We start from the raw sequence: 21,883 nt of genomic DNA, 5'->3' as shown, positions 1-21,883 counted from the left end.
AATTGGAGCTGGCTCCGAGTTCTGCGTATGGGGGAATCGCAGAAATCGGAGCCAGCAATCTCAGTATACTTCTACGCGAGCCCGAAAAGTCCAATCGAAAGGTGATGATGGCCGTCACAGCCAAGGCATTCCAGCTGTGGCGTTCCCGCATTGCCCCGCAGGACACGGTCACGGACGCGTGCCGCAAGGCCGGCGTCAAGCGTTCGACGCTCGCCCAGCAGCTCGTACGGGGCAGGGTGTCCGCGCCCACCCTCGTCGCGATCGCCCGCGGCTACGGGATCGCTCCCGTGGAGGCACTTTCCGTCTTCGAGGGGTACGAGGACCTCGAGGCCGGGATCGCACCGCCGACCGACGCCGAACTCGTCAGCCAGGTCTCGCACATCGACATCCTCCGCCTGCTCGTAGCCCGCAGCGAGGACAGGGACAGCACCTGCACGGACGTGCAGCTGCACCTCGCGCCGTTCCCGCACCGCAACTCCGTGCGTGCCTGGATCGAGGCGATCGATCCCGGGGACATCCGCCAGCAGCTCGCCGCGAGCACCGGCGTGGCCCGGCAGAACCTCTCCGCCCAGCTCACCGCTGGGCGGCTCGCGCCCGAGATCGCGGTGCAGGCCGCACGTATCGCCGGGGTGTCGCTGACCAGCGGCCTCGTGGTGACAGGGCTGCTCACCCCCGCGGAGGGCGGGTGGCCCGAGGACGGCCGGGCCCGGGCGCTGTGTGCCCTGAGCGACCTGGATCTGGTCTTCCTCGCCCGCGACCGGCTCGACGTGCTCGGCAAGCAGCTCCGCCGGGCGGAGCTCGACGACGGCAAGGACCGCGCGATGTGGGAGAACCTCGGATGACCCCCACGACCATCCAGTGGGCGGCGCTGGGACTGTGTGCCGCAGGGGCCGCGGTCCGCATACCGGGCGTGCGGAAGGGGCGCGGGCGGACGGTCTTCGTGGCCCTCGTGCTCCTGACGATCGCCGTGGGGCTCTCCATCGCGCCGATCTACGAGACCGTGGACGCCCTCCTGGGGGAGGTCAACATCGCGAACCTGCTCCTGCGGCTGCTCGTGTACACGGTGTTCGTGCTGCTCGGGGTCCGCATGGCCGCGGCCTTCGGGTCGTCCTCGGCCCGCCGACTCATCGTGGGCCCCTTCGGTCTGGCAGCCCTCGGCGTGACCGTCGCTGCGACGCTGTACTTCTTCGTGGCGAGCGAACTGCCCGGCAGCTCCACCGCCCTGCGTGCCTTCGGGGACCAGCACACCGTGCAGCAGTATGCCGCCGTGGGACGTCTCTACCCCGGGTACGTGGCTGCGTGCCTGGTGGTCCCCGCGGTGGCCTCGGCGGCCGACCGGCACTCGCGCACCATCCACCGGGTGGCATGCGCCCTGTTGGCCCTCTCCTTCTCGCTGGTGGTGGTCTTCGTCCTGCTGCGGCTGACGGCGATCGAGCTGATGGCGTGGGACATCCTGCTGCCGTTCTCGGCCATCCTGCTGACCGTGCTGGGCCTGGGCCTGATCTGGGTGAGTCACACCCTGGCCCGGCGGCGCAACGCCAGGGCGAAGAGGCTCGATTAGGACCGTCGGTCGGCGCGGCGTCGGGGTGCTTGCCCGCTGCAATAAAAGTGACGCAATTGTGTCCTGCCGGTATTCACCGTTTCATCATGGCGTGTGAGAATAATGATTATGTAACTGCCGCTTTCCGTGGGGGGCCAGCGGATCGTTACCCGGCAGGTAGGTGTGTCCATTAGAACGGGTGGACCCACCTATTTGTCCTTAAGCGCTGGGGACGCCGAAGGGCACCATCCGCCACGTATCCACGGCAGATGGTGCCCTTCCTGGTGCGGCCTGCTACGCCGGCCCGACCCGCGTCCTACTCGGCGTCGTGGTCCGTCTCGATGATGCGTGCGAGACCCTCCAGTGCCCCCTCCGCGCCGTCGCCCTCGGCGCGCAGGACCACGACGTCGCCGTGCGAGGCGCCGAGGCTCATGAGGGACAGGATGCTCGAGGCGTCCATCGCCTCCTCGGCGGGCTCACCGTCCATCGCGATGGTCACCTCGAGGGGGAGTTCGCCGGCGGCCTCCGCGAAGATGGAGGCCGGACGGGCGTGGAGTCCTACGCGACTGGCCACGGTTGCCTTGCGTTCTGCCATGTTGTGCTCCTTCGTATGAATGCGTGTTCCAGTACAGCCAACCGGACGTGAGGTCAGGCTGCAACCGGCTCGGCGATGGGCGTGTTCTTCTTGCTCCTGGCATAACGCTTCAGGGCGATCACGGCCAGTGCGGAGATCACCGTGCCCACCAGGACCGCGATGAGGAACATCGCGAAGTTACCGATCGCGAAGAACACGAAGAGCCCGCCGTGGGGGGCCTGCGAGGTGACGCCGGTCCCCATGATGATCGCGCCGGTGACCGCCGAACCCACGAGGGATGCCGGGATGACGCGCAGGGGATCCGCTGCCGCGAACGGGATGGCGCCTTCGGAGATGAAGGCGGCCCCCAGCAGCCAGGCGGCCTTGCCGTTCTCGCGCTCGGGCTCCGTGAAGCGGTTGCGGTCGATCAGGGTGGCCAGGGCCATGGCGAGCGGCGGCACCATGCCCGCGGCCATCACGGCAGCCATGATCTGCAGGGGTGCGGGGTTGTCGAGCGACCCGGCTCCGAGGCCGGCGACGGCGAAGGAGTAGGCGACCTTGTTCACGGGCCCGCCGAGGTCGATGGCCATCATGAGGCCGAGGATGACGCCGAGTCCCAGGGCCGCTGTACCGGTCAGGCCGGACAGCCAATTATTCAGGCCCGCCGTCAGGGCGGCGATCGGTCCGCCGAGCACCAGGAACATCAGGCCCGAGGCGACGATGGATGCCACGAGCGGGATGATGACCACGGGCATCAGGCTCCGCAGCCAGCGCGGCACCGAGAGGCGGCCGATCATCAGGGCCACGTATCCGGCGAGCAGGCCGCCGACGATACCGCCGAGGAATCCCGCATTCATGAAGACGGCGACGGCACCGGCGACGAAGCCGGGGGCGATGCCCGGCCGGTCGGCCAGCGCGTAGGCGATGTAGCCGGCGAGGGCGGGGACCAGGAATCCGAGCGACAGCTGGCCGATCTTGAAGGCAACCGCCCCGAGGTACTCGCCGAGTCCGCCGGCCGGGAGGTTCGTGAGGCTGTTCTCGAGAACCACGGCGTCGGCGGTCTCGGTGATGAGGTACCCGCCGAGCAGGAAGCCGAGGGCGATCAGGAGACCGCCACCGGCGACGAACGGGATCATGTAGCTGACGCCGGTGAGCAGGGCGCGCTTCAGGGTGCTTCCGATGCCGTCGCGGCTGCCGCCGTCGTCGTCCGTCTGCTCGCCGCCGGCGGTGCCGGCGACCCTGCGGGCGTTCGGGTTCCGGGCGGCCGCGACGGCCTCCTCGACCATCTCGCCCGGCTCGTCGATGCCGCGTTTGACAGGGGCGCTGATCACCGGGAGGCCGGCGAAACGCTGCTTGTCGCGCACGTCGACGTCGACCGCGAAGATCACGGCGTCGGCCGCGGCGATCACCGCGGGGTCCAGCGGCGTGGCGCCGGAGGAGCCCTGCGTCTCGACCTGGAGGTCGATTCCGCGCTCCTTCGCCGCGGCGACCAGGGAATCGGCCGCCATGTACGTGTGGGCGATGCCGGTGGGGCAGGCGGTGACGGCGACGAGGCGCCGCACCTCCGTGTCCGTGGACCGGCCCTGCTCGACGGCGGGTCCCGTGGTGTCGGTCCCGCCCGGCGATGTGCCGAGCGTCGCAGCGGCCTCACGGGCCTGCGCGGCGCCGGGCTGGGCTGCGGTGCCGGTACCGGCGGCGTGGGCACCCGCCCCCGCTGCCGGCGCCGTCGTTGGAACCTCACCGAGGCCGAGGGCGCCGTTGACGAGCGCGACGACGTCGGCGGGTGTCCGTGCGGCGCGCAGGGAGGCCGTGAAGTCCTTCTTGATCAGGGACCGGGCGAGCTTGGACAGCAGCTTCAGGTGCTCCTGGTCCGCGCCGTCGGGTGCCGCGATGAAGAAGACGAGGTCAGCGGGGCCGTCCTTGGCGCCGAAGTCCACGGCGGGGGACAGGCGTGCCATGGCGAGCGTGGCGTCCGAGACCGCCTTCGACCGGCAGTGCGGGATGGCGATTCCACCGGGGACACCGGTGGAGGTCTTCTCCTCGCGGGCGAGGGCGTCGGCGTACAGGCCGTCGACCTCCGTGGAGCGGCCCTGCGCGGCGACCTGCTCCGCGAGGTAGCGGATCACCGAGGACCGCTCGGTCCCCAGGTCCGTGTCCAGAGTGACAAGCTCCGGAGTGATGAGATCGGGCATCAGTTTTCCTCCTGTGCGGCGGACCCAGCGGTGGGCCCGGTAGCGCTTGGTTCGATCACGGGCAGCGTGACCGTGAGGGGCGTGACCACGACGACGCCGGGTGTCGTCTGGTCGAGGGAGGGAACGGTGGAGCCCGGTAGGGAGGCGGCCGCCGATCCGTGGGCAACGGCCTGGCGCAGGCAGTTCTCCGGGAGTTCGCCTGCGCTGTGCGCCAGCAGGTAGCCGGCCAGTGCGGAGTCTCCCGCACCGACCGTGGATCGTGCCGTGACGGGCGGGTGCACGGCGTGCCAGGCCCCCGCGTCCGTCACGAGCAGGGCGCCCCTGGATCCCAGGGTCGCCAGGACCGCCCCTACCCCCGCGGTGATGAGCACCGCGCAGGCCTTGGCGGCCAGGTCATGGTCCAGCTCCAGCTCGTCGCCGGTGCCGATACCCGTGAGCTCGCTGAGTTCCTCGGCGTTGGGCTTGAGCAGGTCCGGTGCGGGCACACCGGCGGCAGCCTCGATGAGCGGCTCGCCCGAGGAGTCGATCGCCACGCGGGGGGCTGAGGCCCCGTAGGTCTCGCGGACCGCTGCGGTGACGCGCGTGTAGAAGGTGGGCGGGACGCCCGGAGGGAGGGATCCGGCGAGGACCAGCCAGTCCGCTCCGTCGCTCTCGGCGACGACGACAGCGAGGAGGTCCTCGAGCTGCGCGACGGAGAGTTCGGGGCCGGGTTCGTTGATCTTCGTCGTCGTGCCGTCGGGTTCGGTGATGGCCGTATTGGTGCGGAGGGCTGCGCCGATGGCGACGTTGCGGAAGGGCACGGAGACCGAGCGCAGACCCGCGAGCACGGGGTCGTCGTCGTCGCCGGGCAGGACGGCGAGCGTCCGGGTGCCGGACATGGTCAGGGCCCGGCTGACGTTCACGCCCTTCCCGCCCGCCTCCTGCACCACGTGGGTGGCGCGCTGGACGGCGCCGCGTGCGAGGGGCGCGCCGATGGCGACGGTGCGGTCGATGCTGGGGTTCGCGGTGAGGGTCAGGATCACGCCACGATCACCTCCACATCGGTGTCTGCGAGAGCATCGGCGAGGGGGCCGCGGGGGGCGCGGTCGGTGATGAGTGCATCGATTTCCTCCAGGGTGGCGAAGCTGATCAGGGTCTCCTCGTCGAACTTCGACGAGTCCGCCAGGAGCACCACGCGCCGGGCGGAGGCGACGATGGCGGTCTTCACGGCCGCCTCGTCGACGTCGGGGGTGCTGAGGCCGAAGTCCGCACCGATGCCGTTGGTGCCGATGAAGGCGATATCGGCGCGGAGGCGGGCGAAATGGGTCACGGTGCTGCTGCCCACCGCCGCGCTGGTCAGGGCCCGTACCCGGCCGCCCACGAGTTCGACGCTCAGCCCGGCGCCGGAGACGAGCGCCGCGATGGGGACCGAGTGCGTGATGACCGACAGTCCGGCGCGGGCCTCGTCCACGAGCAGTTCGGCGAGGCCTTCGGTGGTGCTGCCTGCATCGAGCACCACCGCACCGGTCTCGGGGGTGAGGGCGAGCGCGGCCTGGGCGATGCGCTTCTTCTCGGGGGAGTGCTGTTCGGAGCGGCTGACGAGGCTGGGCTCGTTGGTCGTTGCACCGCTGCCGGCGATGGCTCCGCCGTGTACGCGGCGCAGGACGCCGTCGCTCTCGAGCAGCGCGAGGTCCCGGCGCACGGTCTCCTTGGTGATCCCGAAACGGGAGGAGAGGCCTGCGACCGTGACGCGGCCGTCGGCCGAGACGAGGCTGCTGATCTGCCGGTAGCGCTCTTCCGCGAACATGGGGACCCCGTCGTCTTCCGCGAGCTTCGACCCTCGCGGCATGTGGCTTTATCTTTGTTTGAGTGACTCTACCCCCGGTTATGATGTGACGTCAAGCACGTTATTCGCGGTTTCGAAGACAAACACAGATAAAAACGGGCCGGAGCAGAGCTCCGGCCCGTCGGTCCTTCAGGGTGGTGTCAGAGACCGGTGTCGCGGGTCTCGCGGCGGGTGATCGTCTCGCCGGTGGCCGGATCCACCAGTGAACGCGACTCCGAGATGCGGTTCTGCCGGCGCGGCGCCGCCAGGACCAGGGACGCGATGAGACCGATCACGCCCACCCCCATGAGGATCCAGCCCACGAGGTTGATGTCCACGATGCTGATGACATCCGCCTGAATGGCGAAAGCCAGAATTGCACCCAGTGCAATAAGGAAAATAGATGAACCGATTCTCATTACAAGAACTCCTTCGGATAGCGGTGTCGAGTGTTTCGGGAGAATTCCCCAGCGGTTAACGTCCTGCGCCGCTTCCTCCCGCCGCGGCCCCGCTGGAGGACAGCATAGGGCGTGGTGCGCGTCATAGCGGGGATTGGGGCGTCCGCTGCCCGGCGTCGGCGTCCGTGCAACGGTTCGGACAAAATCGGGGCGGGCGTCTTGATAAGCCGGATTAGCGTGGTGCTACCATTGCATCCTAAGCAGGCTGATGAAGTACAGTAGGGCGGAGTTGCACTCCGGTGCATCGGACTATCAGGCAGTGGGCCTCCTCGTGGGGCCCGCTGAAAATCACTCGAAGGAGCATCTTATGAGTTTCATCGGTTTTCTCATCCTCGGCCTCATTGCAGGCGCACTGGCCAAGCTCATCCTCCCGGGTAAGCAGGGCGGCGGAATCCTCATGACCATGCTGCTCGGCGTTGTCGGCGCCTTCCTCGGCGGCTTCATCGGCGGCAGCATCCTGGGTGTCGACCTCGGCGGCACCTTCTCGCTGATGTCCATCCTCTTCGCCGTCATCGGCGCGCTGATCGTGCTCCTCGTCTACGGCGCCATCACCAAGCGTCGCGGCTCGCGCGTCTAGCTCCGGGTACCAGCTGTCCCGGGGGGACGGCTGACGAAAGGGCGCTACCGGACACCGGTGGCGCCCTTTGCGGTTGCAGGAGCCCGATAGCAGGACCCTGCGCCACCGGCGGAACCCCGACCAAGACCCTGTCACCCCCACCTAGACTCGACTCGAGCACGCCGATCCACCCGCGGAAGGACCACGATGTTTGGCAGGAACAAGGAGAACCCAGCCGTGAAGGCTGCCAACGGGACGCTGTTCGACAAGGACGGCAACCCGAAGCCCGGGATCCTCCGGGGGATCGAGCGGGCCCTGGACGTGCAGCGGCCGTTGATCCTCTCCAATCTCAGCCGTCTGCGGCGCCGTCATCCGGAGGCCTCCCCCGCGGAACTGGCGCGCCTGCTCGAGCGGGATTACCTGCGGGCGACGACGGCCGCCGGGGCCGCCGTCGGCGCCACCGCCGCGGTGCCCGCGGTCGGCACGATAGCGTCCCTCGGACTCTCCGCCGCCGCGACGGTCGGGTTCCTCGAGGCCACGGCCCTGTACGCCGAGTCGATCGCCGAACTGCACGGCGTGAGTACGCAGGATCCCGAACGCTCGCGGACCATGGTGATGGCGATCCTCATGGGCGAGGAGGGCACCGCCCTGATCCGCTCTATCCTCGGGGCCTCCGCGGGGCAGGGCGCCCCGCAGTACTGGGGCCAGCTGGTCAACAAGTCGGCGCCCCCGTCGCTCGTGAAGACCCTCACGGGAACCATCCAGCGGCGGTTCCTGAAGAAGTTCCTGGCCAAGCAGGGAGGCTTCATGCTCGGACGCGCCATGCCGTTCGGGGTCGGTGCCGTGATCGGCGGGACAGGCAACCACCTCATGGGCAAGGCCGTCATCCAGACCACCCGGCAGGCGTTCGGCCCGCTGCCGCAGACCATCCCCGGCGAGCTGGCCGACGTGCTGCAGCTTCCCGACCCGGGGTCGAAGCAGAAGCGGGCCTAACCGAAGATCGCGTTCGCGAGGGTGAAGATCAACAGCCCGGCCAGCGCGCCCACCACCGTGCCGTTGATCCGGATGAACTGCAGATCCTTGCCCACCTGAAGCTCGATCTTGCGGGAGGTCTCCTCGGCGTCCCAGCGCCCCACGGTCTCGGAGATGACGCCGGCGATCTCGCTGCGGTAGGTGCGCACCGCGTAGGAGGCGCCGTCGGCGATCCAGCGGTTGACCTTCCCCGCCAGCTCGGGGTCGCTCGTCAGGCGGGAGCCGAAGTCCCGCACGGCGGCCTTGAACTTCGATGTCAGCTCGCTCTCCGGGTCGTTCACGGCCTCGAGCAGGGCCTTCTTGATGGTGGCCCACGTGCGGGCTGTCAGATCACGCACGCGGGGGTCGTCCAGGAGCTGTCCCTTGATCTCCTCCGCCTTCGCGATGGTCTCGGGCTTGTGCTGCAGGTCCTGCGCGAGGTCCCGAAGGTACTTGTCGATGGAGAGGCGGACGTCGTGCTGCGGGTCGTCCTGCACGGCGCGGATGAACTTCGACAGCTCGGCGTGCACGCGGTCGCCGACCACGCCGTCGACCAGGCGCGGTACCCAGGTGGGGGAGCGCTGGGCGACGACGCGCGTGACCACGGCGTAGTTCGCGTCCACCCAGTCGCCGGCACGGTCCACCAGCAGGTCCACGAGCCGGTGGTGGTGGCCCTCCGCGAAGATACGCTCGGCGATGCTGCCCACCGGCGGACCCCAGGGCGGATCGAGCAGGTGCTTGCGGGCCATCGACTCGATCACGCCCTGCACGGCGTCGTCGTCCAGCACCCTGAACATGCCGCGGATCAGGGCGGCGCCCTCCGCAGCCACGCGGTCGGCGCTCTCCGGCTTCGCCAGCCAGGCACCGGCCTTCTGGGCGATCCGCGCGGAGTCGAGCTTGGCCCGCACCACGTCCTCGGACAGGAAGTTCTCCTCGACGAACTGCCCGAGCGATTCGCCGATCTGGTCCTTCTTGCGCGGGATGATCGCGGTGTGCGGGATCTTCAGCCCCATCGGGTGCTTGAAGAGGGCCGTGACGGCGAACCAGTCGGCGAGGGCGCCCACCATGCCGCCCTCGGCCGCGGCCCGGACGTACTCGAGCCAGGGGTAGGTGTCCTGCAGGGCGAAGGCCACCAGGAAGATGGCGGCCATCACCGCGAGCAGACCTGTTGCCAGCAGTTTCATCCGGCGGAGGGCCTCGGCCCGCTCGGCATCGGTACCGGTCATCTGAGCATTCACCTCCCGAGTCTATCGAGGCCGTCCTACGGGGAAGAGGGCGACGGCGGCCCGATGGTGCACCTCCGGCGCCGTCACGTACCGTGATACCGACACCACCGACGACCGAAAGGGCTTGTCCGTGCCCCCTGTGATCTTCGCCCACCGCGGCAGCAGCGGCACCTACGCCGAGCACACGCGTGCCGCCTACCTGCAGGCGCTCGCGGACGGGGTCGACGGTCTGGAGTGCGACGTCCACCTGAGCCGTGACGGACAGCTGGTCTGCATCCACGACACGACACTCGACCGCACCACCAGCGGCTCCGGGGACGTGGCCGACCGCACGCTGGCCGAGCTGCGCACGCTCGACGTGTCCGCCTGGAAGGGTGTGAGCATCCCGTCGGACTACGGCACTGTCGAGGACCAGTTCCTCACGCTCGCCGACCTCCTGGTCCTGCTGCGCCGGTCCGGCCGACCTCTCCGGCTCGCCATCGAGCTGAAGCACCCGAGCCCCTTCGGACTGCGCCTGGAGGAGGCGCTGATCGCCTTCCTCATGGACGAGGGATGGGACCCGGAGTCCTCGAGGCTGGGCAACCTCGAGATCAGTTTCATGAGCTTCAACCCGGACTCCATGCGGCAGCTCGCGGAGTCGGCACCGCACCACATGCTGTGCCAGCTGGTCGCCGACGTGGAACCCCAGGACGTCCGCGACGCCCTGCGGTTCGGGTCGATCGCCGAGGGTGCCCTCATCACCATCCTGCAGAGGGCGCTGAAGGAGGGCGAGGAGCTGATCGACCGGCACGAGGTCGGTATCGCGGGGCCGGGCGTGGAGTACGTCAGGGAGCATCCTGAGCGGGTGCGCCGATGGATCAGCGAGGGGATGCGGGTGCGGGTCTGGACGGTCAACACCGTGGAGGATGCCCTGTTCCTCGCGGGACTCGGAGTGCAGGAGATGACCTCGGACTACCCGGCACGGATCCTGCTGGCGCTGGGCAACGGTCAGTAACCGCACAACGCCATCGGCCCGCTGTGGTTGAGTGGGGGGATGCAATCGCCGATCGAGGATTACGCGCTCCTGTCCGACCTCCACACCGGTGCCCTGGTCTCCCGGACCGGCAGCGTGGACTGGCTCTGCTTCCCGCGGTTCGACTCCGACTCGGTCTTCGCGGCCATGCTCGGCACACCGGAGCACGGCCGCTGGCTGGTAGCCCCCCAGGATCCGGCGGCCGAGGTGGTGAGCCGCAGCTACATCGACTCGACCTTCGTCCTTCAGACCCACTGGAGGACGCCTGACGGCGAGGTGCTGGTCACCGACTTCATGCCGCTCACGGACCGCAGGGCCAACGTGGTGCGCCGCATCCAGGGCCTGCGCGGCACGGTCACCCTCCACCAGGAGCTCGAGATCCGCTTCGGCTACGGCGACGTCGTCCCGTGGGTCACCCAGGGGGCCGACGACGGCGTCCCGATGCTCCTCGCCATCGCGGGACCGGATGCGCTGCTGCTGCGCGGACCCCGGCTGCGGGCCACCGACCACCGCCACGAGGGCACCTTCGAGGTCGCGGAGGGCGCCGTCGTCGACCTGGAGCTCGTCTGGTACCCCTCGCACCGCGACACGCCGCCCGCGCTGCACATCGACGAGGCACTGGACACCACGATCAGCTACTGGCGGGCGTGGGGTTCCAGCATCGTCGGGGACGGCGAGTACTCAGGCGCCGTGCAGCGCTCGCTGCTCGTGCTGCGGGCGCTGACCCACGAGGACACGGACGGCATCGTCGCGGCCCCCACGACGTCACTGCCCGAGCAGTTCGGCGGCGCCCGCAACTGGGACTACCGGTTCTGCTGGCTGCGCGACGCGGCGCTGACGCTCGAGGCCATGATGACCCACGGGTTCGCCGAGGAGGCGCTGGGGTGGCGCAACTGGCTGCTGCGGGCGGTCGCCGGTGATCCCGAGGACCTGCAGATCATGTACGGCGTCGCCGGCGAGCGGCACCTCCCCGAGCGGGAACTGGATCACCTGCCGGGCTACGCCGATTCCCTGCCGGTCCGCATCGGCAACGGCGCGGTGGACCAGTACCAGGCCGACGTCGTCGGGGAGGTCATGGTGGCCCTGGAGAAGATGCGAGGCCACGGCGTGACGGAGGACAGCTTCTCCTGGCCCCTGCAGAGGGCCCTGCTCGGCTTCGCGGAGAACCACCTCATGGACCGCGACAACGGCATCTGGGAGATGCGCGGCACGCCGCAGTACTTCACGCACTCCCGGGTGATGATGTGGGCGGCCTTCGACTGCGCCGTGCGGGCGGTGCGGGACCACGGGCTCAGCGGGCCCGAGGAGCACTGGACGGCGCTGCGGGACGGACTCCGGGAGGAGATCCTGGAGCGCGGCTTCAATCACGGGTTGAACGCGTTCACGCAGGTCTACGGCGGCACCGAGGTGGATGCCTCCCTGCTGCAGCTCCCGCAGGTGGGGTTCCTCGACTACGACGACCCCATGATGCTCGGCACCGTCGCGCAGATCGAGCGGGACCTCCTGAACGGGCAGGGACTGCTGCTGCGCTACCGCACGGACAACTCCGACGACGGACTCGAGCCCGGCGAGCACCCGTTCCTCGCGTGCTCCTTCTGGCTCGTGGAGCAGTACGCGCACAGCGGCAGGCAGGACGAGGCGATCCGGCTCATGGACCAGCTGGTGGGGTACGCCAACGAGCTCGGGCTGCTGTCCGAGGAGTACGACGCCGCCAACGGACGGATGGCGGGCAACTTCCCGCAGGCCTTCTCGCACCTGGCGCTCGTGCGTTCCGCCGATGCGCTGCGGTCGGCCCGAGGCGAGGACGGCGCCTGATCACCGGTGACCCGGGAGCAACCCGGGTCACCGGTGAGGTCGGTCGTCGGAGCCGGGGTGCCGGCTAGGCCGTGACGCCCTGCGGCTTCAGTACCACCTTGATGGTGCCGTCCGTCTTCTTCTGGAAGTTCCTGTAGGCGGCCGGAGCCTCGTCGATCGAGACCTCGTGCGTCATGAGGTCCGTGACGCCCAGCGGGTCCGAGGGCTCCTCGACGATCGGCAGCAGTTCGTCGGTCCAGCGGCGCACATTGCACTGGCCCATGCGGAACTGGACCTGCTTGTCGAACATGCTCATCAGCGGCATGGGCGTTGCGGATCCCCCGTAGACGCCGCTGAGGGAGACCGTGCCGCCGCGACGGACGGCGTCCATCGCCGAGTGGAGGACCGCCACGCGGTCGCTGCCGCCGGTCTCCATGACCTTCTGCGCGACCTTGTCCGGCAGGATGCCGAGGGCGTTCTGCGCGAAGGCGCCGACGGGTGAGCCGTGCGCCTCCATGCCGACGGCGTCGACGATCGAGTCCGGACCGCGGCCGTTCGTCATGCTGCGGAGTTCCTCGGCCGTGTCCTTCGTGAAGTCGATGGTCTCGATGCCGTGGCGCTTGGCCATGTCACGGCGTTCCGGCACGGGTTCGACGGCGATGACGCGGTGGCCGAGGTACTTGCCGATCCGCGCGGCGAACTGGCCCACCGGTCCGAGGCCGTAGACCGCGAGGACGCCGCCCTCGGGGACGTCCGCGTAATCCACGCCCTGCCAGGCCGTGGGCAGGATGTCCGAGAGGTAGAGGTAGCGCTCATCGGGAAGTTCGTGACCCACCTTCACGGGACCGTAGTCGGCGTACGGCACGCGGAGGTACTCGGCCTGGCCACCCGGGACGGACCCGTACAGCTCCGAGAAACCGAACAGCGAAGCTCCCGATCCCTTCGCGTGGACCTGCGTGGTCTCGCACTGCGACTGCAGGCCGCGGGTGCACATGAAGCAGAAACCGCAGGAGATGTTGAAGGGGATGACGACGCGGTCACCGACCTTCAGGTTGGTCACTCCGGCGCCGACCTCCTCGACGATGCCCATCGGCTCGTGCCCGAGGATGTCGCCCTTGTGCATGTACGGGCCGAGGACCTCGTACAGGTGCAGGTCCGAACCGCAGATGGCGGTCGAGGTAATGCGGACGATCGCGTCCGTGGGGTCCTGGATCGTGGGATCCGGGACGTTCTCCACGCTGACGTTGCGCTTGCCCTGCCATGTCACTGCCTTCATGGTGTTCTCCTCCGGGTAGTAAGTAGGCTTTCCTTTCCTACTATTCACCGGTTCGTCACAGATGGGAAGCTGCGCCCGCCTCGCCTACCCTTGACATGTGGCGCTTCTTCAGTCTCCGGCGGTGCGCATCGCCCTCTCCGTCGCGATCGCCACAGGACTGTACGGGCTGTCCTTCGGCGCCCTGTCCGTCACCGCGGGGCTCGATCTCCTCCAGACCATGGCCCTCAGCCTCCTGCTGTTCAGCGGGGGATCCCAGTTCGCGTTCATCGGTGTGATCGCCGGAGGAGGTAGCGGCATCTCCGCGATGTCCGCAGCCGCCCTGCTCGGCATCCGCAACGGCGTCTACGGGATGCAGATCAACGTGCTGCTGCGCCCGTCCGGCTGGCGGAAGCTGCCGGCCGCGCACCTCACCATCGACGAGTCCGTGGCGACCGCGACGGGCCAGACCGACCCGGACGAGCAGCGCCGCGGGTTCTGGGCCGCCGGGCTCGGCGTGTTCGTGCTCTGGAACCTCTTCACGCTCGTCGGCGCGCTCGCGGGCAACGCCATGGGCGATCCGGCCCGCTGGGGGCTCGACGGCGCCGCCGTCGCCGCCTTCCTCGGGCTGCTCTGGCCGCGGATCCGGACGAAGGAGCCCGCCGCGATCGCCGTCGTGTGCGCCGTCGTGACGCTCGTCGCCGTCCCGCTCGTACCGCCGGGCGTCCCGATCCTCATCGCGGCGGTGGTGGCCGCGACCCTGGGCCTCGCGGGCCTCGGTCCGGCCACCGAGGGCCTGGAGCCCGACGTCGACCCCTACCCCTCCGGGGTCCCCGGCCCGGTACGGGGCGACGCATGAGCCTCTGGGGCTGGATCCTGCTGGCGTGCGCGGTGTCGGTCGCCACGAAGTTCGCAGGTTTCCTCGTGCCCGCGAAGCTGCTCGACAACCCCAGGATGCTCCGCGTCGCCGGGTCGCTGACCATCGGCCTGCTCGCCGCGCTGACGGCCGTCAACACGTTCGCCACGGGGCAGGCCCTCGTCGTCGATGCCCGCGTCGTCGCCCTGGCCGCCGCGGCGATCGCGCTGTGGCTGCGGGCGCCGTTCCTCGTCGTCGTCGCGGTCGGCGCGCTCGCGGCGGGGGTCGCGCGGCTGCTGGGGGCGGCGTAGGCCGCTGCCGGCTACGCCGCCGGGCGCGGCACGAACATGATCAGCGCAACACCGACCAGACAGACCGATGAGCCGATGACGTCCCAGCGGTCGGGCCGGAAGCCGTCCACGAGCATCCCCCACGCCAGCGATCCCGCCACGAAGACCCCGCCGTACGCGGCGAGGATCCGCCCGAAGTTCGCATCCGGCTGCAGCGTCGCCACGAAACCGTAGGCACCGAGCGCCATGACGCCGAGCCCTGCCCACCACCACGGCCTTCCCTCGCGGACGGCCTGCCAGATCAGCCACGCCCCGCCGATCTCCGCTCCGGCGGCCAGCACGAACAGGAGGGTGATGCGCAGGGTCGTCATGGCCCCAGTCTGCCCGAGCGCTGCCCTGCGGCGGGGCCACGCAGGGCAGCGGTGGATGATGTCACCTGCCCGGAGGGCGCCTGCCGGTGGTGTGCTCTACTGGGGGCATGATGCACAGGAGCAGCACGTCGCCGTCGGCGGGGGAAGCGCTGACGGCAGCCGCGGAAGCCTATGAGGCAGCGCTGCCGGGGCTGCGCGCCCAGTTCGCCATCGACGGCCTCGACCGGACCGGCGTCCCGACGTGGGCCACCTGGTGGCGGGGTCCGGGGGCGGCTCTGGGCGGCGTCGGGTACGGCCCGTCGGCGGCACAGGCGCGCGTCGGTGCTCTGGGTGAGACGGTCGAGAGTGCCTTCTCCCTCCTGGCGTTCAGACGGCTGGAGCGGACGACGGCGTCCTACAGTGAGCTCCGGCGTCGCCACGGTGCGGCGGGAGTCGCCGACCCGCGGACACTCGGACTGCCGGCGGGTTCCCCCTATTCGGAGGACATGGTGCTGACCTGGGTGCCGATGCGGCGCGCCCTCGCCACCCGTGGCACGGACGACCGCGACCCCCGCGGCGCGCCGACCCTCGAGCTCGACGGGCAGGCCGTGCTCGTGCCGGTCGATCTCGTCGCGAGCAGCCCCTCGGAGCTGGGTGAGCGCGATACGGGTGAGCGACTGCTGATGCCGGTGGCCAACGGGATGGGCGCGGGGACGAGCCTGCGGCAGGCCGTCGTCCACGGTGTCCTCGAGATCCTCCAGCGCGACGGCAACGGTCTGACCTTTCGGGCGCTCGACCGCGGTGCCGTCGTCGAACTCGGCCCCGACGACGGGGACGCCGAGACCCGCCGGGCGCTCGGAGCCCTCCGCGCTGCCGGGGTGGACGTGATGGTCAAGATCGCGTCGATCGACCGCGGCGTACCCGACCTGTACGTCGTCGGCCACGCACCCGGCGACGATCTCGTGGTCGCCACGGCCTGCGGCGAGGCCGCGCACCCGGACCGGGACGTGGCGCTGCGCAAGGCCGTGCTCGAGTTCGCGTCGGCGCGGGCCCGCAAGGCGTTCATGCACGGCCCCCTGGCCGCCGTCCGCGGCATCGCACCGCAGGACTACCTGGACGACGCGCTGGCGGTCGTGGACCCGGCCGCCGAGGAGGCGCGCGTCCTCGACGCGACCGTCGGCTGGCTGACCGCCGGTACGGAGCAGCAGGCGGCGGTATGGACCCGCCTGGACGCGACGGTGTTCTCCCGCCGGTCCACCGTCCGTTTCGGCGATCTGCCGACCAGCCCCACGGCCGATCCGTCGGCGATCATGGCCGAGCACGGTCTCGAGGTGCTCGTCGCCGACCTGACTCCCCCCGGATCGATCGAGGGCGGCGAGGGCGGGGCGCGGGCGGTCAAGGTCGTGGTGCCCGGGACCGAGGTGGAGACGGTGGCCTATGGCCGGATCGGCGAGGCGGGGGTGGGGAGACTGACCGGCGGCGGCCGGGACGATCTGGCCCGTGTAGGCCGGCGGCCCGAGGGGGACGGGTGGCGGGAAGTGGTCCTGACGGCCGACGCCGTCGAGCGGCTCGGCGGGCCGGCGTGGCTGGACCGCGACGCCGTCGACGCCGTCGCTGCCGGGCTGCTGCCGCTGTACCGCGAGCCCGGCCGCCATACCGCCCGGCTCGTCCTCGGCGAGTGTCCGTGACCGCGACGACCGCGACGACTGCGACGATGCGATGACCACGGACCAGAGCGCCGACGAGCTCGAGAGCTACATCCTCGATCAGGGTGAGCAACCCGGGGGAGCGCCGGTGGTGCTGCTCGACGACGCCGCCGTCGCGGCCGGAGCGGACCCGTCCGCACTGATCCCGGGCATCCTCGAGGGGCTTCCGGAGGCGCTCCGGCGACCCGCACCGTTCACGTACGAGGCGTACGTCCTGCAGAGCGTCCTCGGGGAACTCCTGCTCGAGAGTGAGGGCGCCGGATGGTCGCAGGACGAGCTCCGGGCGATCCCGCTGGTGACCCTGAACTTCCACGACGTCGCACCGGACCACCTCGAGGCCGTGGACGGACGGCTGAACAAGCTGGCGAGGCTTCGGGGGCTCCTCGAACCCGACCGGGACGAGGAGCTCCCCCCGCGGGTCGTCGTCCTCCTGTTCGACGGGTACAGGGACGCGGCGGAGATGATCGTGCCGATCTGCGAACGGCTCGGTCTCCGCGTCGTGATCCTGCCCATCGCCGTCGAGGTCGAGGACGACCGCGCCGGCACCCTGAGCGACGACGAGCTGATCCGGCTGGCACGGAAGCACCCGCTGGGTTTCCATACGCTGACCCACCGCATGGCGGAGGACATCACGCCCGCCACGGTGACCTCCGAAGTGACCGACGTCGTGCATCGGCTCACCCGCCTCGCGGGTCGCCCGCCCCGCGTGGGTGCGTGGTGCGGCGGCGCGCGCTTCGACGACAGCCTGCTCGGGAACCGGCGGCTGCGCGAGCTCGGGGTGACCGGTCTCGTCTCGAACTGGTCCTGGGAGACGATCCAGGGCCAGCCTCCCGCACATCTCTCCTAGCGGGTGTGACCGGCCGGTGCGCCCGACGGTACGACACCGGACGCAGGCATGCCGGCGAGGCGGGCGTCTCCCGGCACGGCTAGGACCCGGCGACGACGGCGGCCGTCGCCTCGGCGATCGCCGCCTCCTCGTCGGTCGGTATCACGAGGACGGGGAAGGCGGACGCCTCGGTGCTGATGACGCGGGCCTCCTTGCTGCGCTGCGCGTTCTTCTCGTCGTCGAGCGCCAGGCCCAGGGCGCCGAGCCTGGTGACGACGGCGCTGCGGAAGGCCGCGGCGTTCTCGCCGATACCCGCGGTGAAGACGAGGGCCTGCGCCCCGCCGACGGCCACGTGGTAGCCGCCCACGTACTTCGCCAGCCGGTAGGAGGCCACGTCGAGGGCGAGTGCGGCCCGGTGGTCACCGCCGTCCGCGGCCTCCTCGACGGAACGCATGTCGTTCGTGCCGGTAAGGCCCTTCAGCCCGCTGTTGCGGTTCAGCAGCGTGTCGAGGTCCTCCTCCGTGTACCCCTCGCGCAGCAGGAACAGCAGGATGCTCGGATCGATGTCGCCCGACCGCGTCCCCATGACCAGGCCCTCGAGGGGCGTGAAGCCCATGGACGTGTCGACGCTCTCGCCGTCGCGCACGGCCGTGACCGAGGCGCCGTTGCCGAGGTGCGCGATCACTCCCGTGAACGTGTCCGCGCCGAGGAGTTCCGCGGCGCCACGGGCCACGTAGGCGTGCGAGGTGCCGTGGAAGCCGTAGCGGCGGATCCCGAACTTCCGGTAGAGCTCGTCGGGGACGGCGTACCGCCAGGCGTGCTCGGGCAGGGTGCGGTGGAAGGCGGTGTCGAAGACGGCCACCTGCGGCAGGTCCGGCCACTTGTGCGTGATGGCGCGGATGCCCGTCACGGCGGCGGGATTGTGGAGGGGGGCGAGCGGGTTCAGGCGCTCGATGGCCCGCGTGATCTCGTTGTCGATCAGCACGGGCTCGCTGAACCGCTCGCCGCCGTGCACCACGCGGTGCCCGACGGCGTCGATCCCGCGGTCGCCGAGCGCCGCGGCCACCTCGCCGTCCACGCGGTCGAGGGCGGCCGCGTGGTCGGGCACCTCGGCCTCGCCGATGCGCTCCACGAGCCCCTCGGCCAGGACGTCGTCGCCCTCGCGGACCTGGTACTTGAGCGAGGATGAGCCGGAATTGATGACGAGGATGATCATGGGGTCCTGTCGTGTAGGGCGGGAGGTTGGGTCAGGAGGCGGGCTGCTGGGCCTGGACCGCGGTGATGGCCACCGTGTTGACGATGTCCTCCACGGTGCAGCCGCGCGAGAGGTCGTTCACGGGCTTGCGCAGCCCCTGGAGGACGGGGCCGACGGCGACGGCCCCGGCGGACTGCTGGACCGCCTTGTAGGTGTTGTTGCCGGTATTGAGGTCCGGGAAGATGAACACCGTCGCCTGACCGGCCACCGTGGAGCCGGGGAGCTTGGAGGCGGCGACCGAGGCGTCGACGGCGGCGTCGTACTGGATGGGCCCCTCGACCGCGAGGTCCGGTCGCTGCCTGCGCACGAGTTCCGTGGCCCGGCGCACCTCGTCCACTGCGCCACCGGAGCCCGACTCGCCCGTGGAGTAGGACAGCATCGCGATGCGTGGTTCCACCCCGAACTGCGCGGCCGTCTCCGCCGAGGCCACGGCGATGTCCGCGAGCTGCTCGTCGTCGGGGTCCGGGTTCACCGCGCAGTCCCCGTACACCAGCACGCGGTCCTGCAGGAGCATGAGGAACACCGAGGAGACGATCTTCGCGCCGTCCTTCGTCTTCACGAATTCGAGCGCCGGCCGAATGGTGTTCGCGGTGGTGTGCGCCGCGCCCGAGACCATGCCGTCCACCCTCCCGAGCTGCACCATCATCGTCCCGAAGTATGCCCCTTCGAGCATGCGCTCGCGGGCCTGATCGAGCGAGACGTTCTTGTGCGCGCGGAGCCGGGCGTACTCGGCCGCGAACTCGTCGCGCAGCTCGGAGGTGGCCGGGTCGATCAGCGTGATGCCCGTGAGGTCGATGCCCTGCCCCGACGCGAGCTCACGCACCCGGGCCTCGGGCCCGAGGATCGTCAGGTCGCAGACGTCGCGGCGGTGCAGGATCTCGGCGGCCTTCAGCACCCGGACGTCCTCGCCCTCCGGGAGCACGATGTGCCGGCGCTCGGCCCGCGCGCGCTGGATCAGCTCGTGCAGGAAGCGCAGCGGGGTCATGCTGACCGGTCGCGGGAGTTCGAGGCGTTCCAGGAGCTCGTTCTCGTCCACCCGCCGCGACCAGGCGCCGAGGGCGGAGGCGGCCTTGCGGCGCAGCCCGCTCGCGATCTCACCCCGCACCTCGCTGACGCGCCGGGCTGCGGTGTAGGTGTCGTCGTCGAGCGCGAAGACGGGGAACGGCGCCTGTGCCAGGAGGGCGAGGATGCTCGGTTCGGGGGCGAGCCCGCCGGTGAGGAACATGGCCGATGGCACCGGGAACTCGGGGGAGAACGACGACGCGAGGGTGGCCACATGCACGTCGGCGCGGTCGCCGGGCACGATCACGAGGGCGCCGTCCGTGAGCAGGTGCAGGAAGTTGCCCACGTTCATGGCGGCCACCCGGATGCTCGTGACGTCGCGCTCGAGGTTGGAGTTGCCGGCGATCTGCCGTGCGCCGAGCTCAGCGGACACCTCCGAGACGGTGGGCTGGGAGACCTCGGCGAGCTCGGGAATCACATACACGGGTCGGCCCGACTTTCCGGGGCGCACGTGCTCGCTGATGGCGGTGACGGCGTCGTCGGCCGCCCGGTTGACCATCATGGCGAGGAGGGACACCTTGGCGGCGTCGAGCTCGCGGCGGGCGACGTCCACGGCGTCCGCCGCCTCGTCCACGGACATGCCCTTGGCGCTGACGACGGCGAGGACCATGGCGCCGAGGTTGTTGGCGAGGCGTGCGTTGAGGTCGAACTCGACGGCGGCGTCGTTGCCCGAGAGGTCCGTGCCCTCCACGATCACGACGTCGCACTCCGCGGCGATCTCGCTGTAGATGGCGACGCAGCGGGCGTCGATCTCGGCGCGGTCGCCGGTGACGAGGAGCGCGCGGGCCTCGGCGCGGGTGAGGCCCCCACGGGCGCGGCTCTCGGGGAGGTTGAAGGAGCGCCGCATGAGGCCCACCATCGGATCGGCGGCGGGGTCGCTGCCCTCGACGATGGGCCGGAAGAAGCCCACGCGGTCGGCGTGCCGGTGCAGCATGTCGGCCAGCCCCAGGGAGATTAGGGCCTTGCCGGAGCCGTTGGTCATGGCGCTCACATAGATTCCGCGGGTCATGCGCCCAGTCTTGCAGGGTCCCGGAGCACCCGCCATATCGGGTGTCACGCCGCCGTCCTGCTGTCCTGCGGTGTCGAGCGCGCAGGGGGACCGCCCGCGCATGCTGTCCGTGGTCGTTCCTGCCCGTGCGACGCGGGCGTCCGACACTCCTCGTCCGTGGTCTTGACGGACCCCGGTACCGGGCGTAACGTACAACCACATGGTTGTAGATCAGCTGCAGGAGGACGAGGTGGACCGCCTTTTCCAGGCGCTCGCCGACGCGACACGGAGGGACATCGTGGCGCGGGTCCTCGTCGCCGAGTACTCGGTATCCGGCCTCGCCGAGCAGTACGACATGAGCTTCGCCGCCGTGCAGAAGCATGTCGCCGTGCTCGAGCGGGCCTCGCTCGTCACGAAGGAGAAGCGCGGACGGGAGCAGATCGTGCGGGGAGAGGTGGAGGGCGTGCAGAGGGCGCGCCGCCTGCTCGACGATTACGAGAGGATCTGGCGGCAACGGGTCGCCCGGATCGAGGACATCCTCGCCGAAGACGAGGATCGCAACTAGGAAGGCAGCATCATGGCGGTCATCAGTGCGCAGAAGAATACTCAGGAGCTGAATTTCCGGCTCGTCGCCGAGTTCGACGCCGATGTGAAGCGCGTCTGGCGGATCTGGGAGGACCCGCGGCAGCTCGAGCGGTGGTGGGGCCCGCCCACGTGGCCCGCGACGTTCGACACCTACGACTTCGTGGCCGGCGGACGTGCGGAGTACTACATGACGGGGCCCGACGGCGAGAAGGCGCACGGCTGGTGGCGCATCACCGACATCGACGCGCCCACGCGCCTCACGTTCGACGACGGCTTCGCGAACGAGGACCGCGAACCCATGGACGAGCTCGGCGAGACGCACGCCGTCGTCACGCTCGAGGACCTCGGTGGCCGGACCCGCATGACGCTGGTCACCGGGTTCGAGTCGCTCGAACAGCTCAACCAGATGGTGGAGATGGGTATGGAGGAGGGGCTGAAGGGCGCCCTCGGGCAGGTGGACGCCATCCTCGCGGAGCAGGACGCCGCCGTCTGACCGGGCCTGCGCCCGTCATCGGGTCGAGAGGACAGGGATTGCTGCCGCAAGAA

Annotated in this window: 22 protein-coding genes; 12 read left to right on the top strand and 10 right to left on the bottom strand. The window is 70.2% G+C overall.

Going from position 1 to position 21,883, the window contains the following annotated elements; translation table 11 throughout:
• The first annotated feature begins 107 nt into the window (after nucleotides 1-107).
• Together ACX80N_RS08415 and ACX80N_RS08410 are read left to right on the top strand one after the other, a co-directional pair.
• Nucleotides 108-842, top strand: a complete 735-nt coding sequence (locus ACX80N_RS08415; protein ID WP_105032662.1) for a hypothetical protein — start codon at nucleotides 108-110, stop codon at nucleotides 840-842.
• Nucleotides 839-1,561 (top strand): hypothetical protein, encoded by a 723-nt coding sequence (locus tag ACX80N_RS08410; protein WP_459339020.1) that lies wholly within the window; start codon nucleotides 839-841, stop codon nucleotides 1,559-1,561. Before ACX80N_RS08415 ends, ACX80N_RS08410 begins: the two co-directional genes overlap by 4 nt.
• Before the next feature lie 295 nt (nucleotides 1,562-1,856).
• Here the strand turns inward: ACX80N_RS08410 and ACX80N_RS08405 are convergent, their stop codons facing one another.
• The 5 genes from ACX80N_RS08405 to ACX80N_RS08385 all read right to left on the bottom strand — a co-directional run bounded on the left by ACX80N_RS08405 (nucleotide 1,857) and on the right by ACX80N_RS08385 (nucleotide 6,529).
• A complete protein-coding gene (locus tag ACX80N_RS08405; RefSeq protein ID WP_105032324.1) occupies nucleotides 1,857-2,135 on the bottom strand; it encodes an HPr family phosphocarrier protein in 279 nt (92 codons plus the stop codon).
• Nucleotides 2,136-2,188: 53 nt separating this feature from the next.
• The gene (locus tag ACX80N_RS08400) at nucleotides 2,189-4,306 is read right to left on the bottom strand and encodes a PTS fructose transporter subunit IIABC (protein ID WP_459339019.1); all 2,118 of its coding nucleotides are present in this window, start codon (nucleotides 4,304-4,306) and stop codon (nucleotides 2,189-2,191) included.
• Nucleotides 4,306-5,328 carry a 1-phosphofructokinase family hexose kinase gene (locus tag ACX80N_RS08395; protein ID WP_459339018.1) on the bottom strand — a complete coding sequence of 341 codons (1,023 nt, stop codon included), beginning with the start codon at nucleotides 5,326-5,328 and terminating at the stop codon, nucleotides 4,306-4,308. Before ACX80N_RS08395 ends, ACX80N_RS08400 begins: the two co-directional genes overlap by 1 nt.
• Nucleotides 5,325-6,092: a DeoR/GlpR family DNA-binding transcription regulator gene (locus ACX80N_RS08390; RefSeq protein ID WP_459339017.1), complete on the bottom strand. Its 768-nt coding sequence runs from the start codon at nucleotides 6,090-6,092 to the stop codon at nucleotides 5,325-5,327. Before ACX80N_RS08390 ends, ACX80N_RS08395 begins: the two co-directional genes overlap by 4 nt.
• A 179-nt stretch (nucleotides 6,093-6,271) precedes the next feature.
• Nucleotides 6,272-6,529: a DUF6458 family protein gene (locus ACX80N_RS08385; RefSeq protein ID WP_105032328.1), complete on the bottom strand. Its 258-nt coding sequence runs from the start codon at nucleotides 6,527-6,529 to the stop codon at nucleotides 6,272-6,274.
• A gap of 346 nt (nucleotides 6,530-6,875) precedes the next feature.
• Here ACX80N_RS08385 and ACX80N_RS08380 point away from each other — a divergent pair, with 346 nt between their 5' ends.
• The gene (locus ACX80N_RS08380) at nucleotides 6,876-7,145 is read left to right on the top strand and encodes a GlsB/YeaQ/YmgE family stress response membrane protein (protein ID WP_459339016.1); all 270 of its coding nucleotides are present in this window, start codon (nucleotides 6,876-6,878) and stop codon (nucleotides 7,143-7,145) included.
• A 216-nt stretch (nucleotides 7,146-7,361) separates the two neighbouring features.
• On the top strand, nucleotides 7,362-8,117 hold the full coding sequence (locus ACX80N_RS08375) for a hypothetical protein (protein WP_459339015.1): 756 nt from the start codon (nucleotides 7,362-7,364) through the stop codon (nucleotides 8,115-8,117).
• Here ACX80N_RS08375 and ACX80N_RS08370 read toward each other — a convergent pair.
• Nucleotides 8,114-9,361: a DUF445 domain-containing protein gene (locus ACX80N_RS08370; RefSeq protein WP_105032331.1), complete on the bottom strand. Its 1,248-nt coding sequence runs from the start codon at nucleotides 9,359-9,361 to the stop codon at nucleotides 8,114-8,116. The two genes, ACX80N_RS08375 and ACX80N_RS08370, sit on opposite strands and share 4 nt — an antisense overlap.
• Nucleotides 9,362-9,491: 130 nt before the next feature.
• Between ACX80N_RS08370 and ACX80N_RS08365 the strand changes: the two genes are divergently transcribed.
• Together ACX80N_RS08365 and ACX80N_RS08360 are read left to right on the top strand one after the other, a co-directional pair.
• The gene (locus tag ACX80N_RS08365; RefSeq protein WP_459339014.1) at nucleotides 9,492-10,355 is read left to right on the top strand and encodes a glycerophosphodiester phosphodiesterase; all 864 of its coding nucleotides are present in this window, start codon (nucleotides 9,492-9,494) and stop codon (nucleotides 10,353-10,355) included.
• A 21-nt stretch (nucleotides 10,356-10,376) separates the two neighbouring features.
• The gene (locus ACX80N_RS08360; protein WP_276308031.1) at nucleotides 10,377-12,188 is read left to right on the top strand and encodes a glycoside hydrolase family 15 protein; all 1,812 of its coding nucleotides are present in this window, start codon (nucleotides 10,377-10,379) and stop codon (nucleotides 12,186-12,188) included.
• A gap of 64 nt (nucleotides 12,189-12,252) precedes the next feature.
• Here ACX80N_RS08360 and ACX80N_RS08355 read toward each other — a convergent pair whose 3' ends face one another.
• Nucleotides 12,253-13,443, bottom strand: coding sequence for a zinc-dependent alcohol dehydrogenase (locus ACX80N_RS08355; protein ID WP_459339013.1), 1,191 nt, complete (start codon nucleotides 13,441-13,443; stop codon nucleotides 12,253-12,255).
• A gap of 97 nt (nucleotides 13,444-13,540) precedes the next feature.
• Here ACX80N_RS08355 and ACX80N_RS08350 point away from each other — a divergent pair, with 97 nt between their 5' ends.
• Together ACX80N_RS08350 and ACX80N_RS08345 are read left to right on the top strand one after the other, a co-directional pair.
• Nucleotides 13,541-14,278 (top strand): AzlC family ABC transporter permease, encoded by a 738-nt coding sequence (locus ACX80N_RS08350; RefSeq protein ID WP_459339012.1) that lies wholly within the window; start codon nucleotides 13,541-13,543, stop codon nucleotides 14,276-14,278.
• On the top strand, nucleotides 14,275-14,586 hold the full coding sequence (locus ACX80N_RS08345; protein WP_459339011.1) for an AzlD domain-containing protein: 312 nt from the start codon (nucleotides 14,275-14,277) through the stop codon (nucleotides 14,584-14,586). Before ACX80N_RS08350 ends, ACX80N_RS08345 begins: the two co-directional genes overlap by 4 nt.
• An 11-nt stretch (nucleotides 14,587-14,597) precedes the next feature.
• Here the strand turns inward: ACX80N_RS08345 and ACX80N_RS08340 are convergent, their stop codons facing one another.
• Nucleotides 14,598-14,936, bottom strand: coding sequence for a YnfA family protein (locus ACX80N_RS08340; RefSeq protein WP_105032336.1), 339 nt, complete (start codon nucleotides 14,934-14,936; stop codon nucleotides 14,598-14,600).
• Between the two features lie 107 nt (nucleotides 14,937-15,043).
• On the opposite strand from ACX80N_RS08340, the gene ACX80N_RS08335 reads away from it, so the two are divergent.
• Together ACX80N_RS08335 and ACX80N_RS08330 are read left to right on the top strand one after the other, a co-directional pair.
• Nucleotides 15,044-16,603, top strand: a complete 1,560-nt coding sequence (locus ACX80N_RS08335) for a YcaO-like family protein (RefSeq protein WP_459339010.1) — start codon at nucleotides 15,044-15,046, stop codon at nucleotides 16,601-16,603.
• Nucleotides 16,604-16,634: 31 nt separating this feature from the next.
• Nucleotides 16,635-17,468: a polysaccharide deacetylase family protein gene (locus tag ACX80N_RS08330; RefSeq protein ID WP_459339009.1), complete on the top strand. Its 834-nt coding sequence runs from the start codon at nucleotides 16,635-16,637 to the stop codon at nucleotides 17,466-17,468.
• A 79-nt stretch (nucleotides 17,469-17,547) separates the two neighbouring features.
• Here the strand turns inward: ACX80N_RS08330 and ACX80N_RS08325 are convergent, their stop codons facing one another.
• Both ACX80N_RS08325 and pta read right to left on the bottom strand, forming a co-directional pair.
• Nucleotides 17,548-18,663, bottom strand: a complete 1,116-nt coding sequence (locus tag ACX80N_RS08325; protein WP_105032339.1) for an acetate/propionate family kinase — start codon at nucleotides 18,661-18,663, stop codon at nucleotides 17,548-17,550.
• 31 nt (nucleotides 18,664-18,694) lie between these two features.
• Nucleotides 18,695-20,773 carry a phosphate acetyltransferase gene (gene pta, locus ACX80N_RS08320; protein ID WP_459339008.1) on the bottom strand — a complete coding sequence of 693 codons (2,079 nt, stop codon included), beginning with the start codon at nucleotides 20,771-20,773 and terminating at the stop codon, nucleotides 18,695-18,697.
• A 199-nt stretch (nucleotides 20,774-20,972) separates the two neighbouring features.
• Between pta and ACX80N_RS08315 the strand changes: the two genes are divergently transcribed.
• Nucleotides 20,973-21,317, top strand: coding sequence for an ArsR/SmtB family transcription factor (locus ACX80N_RS08315; RefSeq protein ID WP_105032341.1), 345 nt, complete (start codon nucleotides 20,973-20,975; stop codon nucleotides 21,315-21,317).
• 12 nt (nucleotides 21,318-21,329) lie between these two features.
• On the top strand, nucleotides 21,330-21,830 hold the full coding sequence (locus tag ACX80N_RS08310) for an SRPBCC family protein (protein WP_459339007.1): 501 nt from the start codon (nucleotides 21,330-21,332) through the stop codon (nucleotides 21,828-21,830).
• Nucleotides 21,831-21,883: the final 53 nt, after the last annotated feature.

Source organism: Arthrobacter sp. MDT2-16 (assembly GCF_054510925.1).
Note: the sequence above shows the minus strand (reverse complement) of the source record. Positions and strands in the feature narration are given on the sequence as shown.

What these genes read in the sequence shown, in the direction of transcription:
- ACX80N_RS08315 (WP_105032341.1), top strand. Translation starts at nt 20,973, where the DNA reads ATGGTTGTAGATCAGCTGCAGGAGGACGAGGTGGACCGCCTTTTCCAG.
- ACX80N_RS08390 (WP_459339017.1), bottom strand. Translation starts at nt 6,092, where the DNA reads ATGTTCGCGGAAGAGCGCTACCGGCAGATCAGCAGCCTCGTCTCGGCC.
- ACX80N_RS08355 (WP_459339013.1), bottom strand. Translation starts at nt 13,443, where the DNA reads ATGAAGGCAGTGACATGGCAGGGCAAGCGCAACGTCAGCGTGGAGAAC.
- ACX80N_RS08325 (WP_105032339.1), bottom strand. Translation starts at nt 18,663, where the DNA reads ATGATCATCCTCGTCATCAATTCCGGCTCATCCTCGCTCAAGTACCAG.
- ACX80N_RS08310 (WP_459339007.1), top strand. Translation starts at nt 21,330, where the DNA reads ATGGCGGTCATCAGTGCGCAGAAGAATACTCAGGAGCTGAATTTCCGG.
- ACX80N_RS08370 (WP_105032331.1), bottom strand. Translation starts at nt 9,361, where the DNA reads ATGACCGGTACCGATGCCGAGCGGGCCGAGGCCCTCCGCCGGATGAAA.
- ACX80N_RS08330 (WP_459339009.1), top strand. Translation starts at nt 16,635, where the DNA reads ATGACCACGGACCAGAGCGCCGACGAGCTCGAGAGCTACATCCTCGAT.
- ACX80N_RS08385 (WP_105032328.1), bottom strand. Translation starts at nt 6,529, where the DNA reads ATGAGAATCGGTTCATCTATTTTCCTTATTGCACTGGGTGCAATTCTG.
- ACX80N_RS08345 (WP_459339011.1), top strand. Translation starts at nt 14,275, where the DNA reads ATGAGCCTCTGGGGCTGGATCCTGCTGGCGTGCGCGGTGTCGGTCGCC.
- ACX80N_RS08380 (WP_459339016.1), top strand. Translation starts at nt 6,876, where the DNA reads ATGAGTTTCATCGGTTTTCTCATCCTCGGCCTCATTGCAGGCGCACTG.
- ACX80N_RS08340 (WP_105032336.1), bottom strand. Translation starts at nt 14,936, where the DNA reads ATGACGACCCTGCGCATCACCCTCCTGTTCGTGCTGGCCGCCGGAGCG.
- ACX80N_RS08415 (WP_105032662.1), top strand. Translation starts at nt 108, where the DNA reads ATGGCCGTCACAGCCAAGGCATTCCAGCTGTGGCGTTCCCGCATTGCC.
- pta (WP_459339008.1), bottom strand. Translation starts at nt 20,773, where the DNA reads ATGACCCGCGGAATCTATGTGAGCGCCATGACCAACGGCTCCGGCAAG.
- ACX80N_RS08405 (WP_105032324.1), bottom strand. Translation starts at nt 2,135, where the DNA reads ATGGCAGAACGCAAGGCAACCGTGGCCAGTCGCGTAGGACTCCACGCC.
- ACX80N_RS08335 (WP_459339010.1), top strand. Translation starts at nt 15,044, where the DNA reads ATGATGCACAGGAGCAGCACGTCGCCGTCGGCGGGGGAAGCGCTGACG.
- ACX80N_RS08410 (WP_459339020.1), top strand. Translation starts at nt 839, where the DNA reads ATGACCCCCACGACCATCCAGTGGGCGGCGCTGGGACTGTGTGCCGCA.
- ACX80N_RS08400 (WP_459339019.1), bottom strand. Translation starts at nt 4,306, where the DNA reads ATGCCCGATCTCATCACTCCGGAGCTTGTCACTCTGGACACGGACCTG.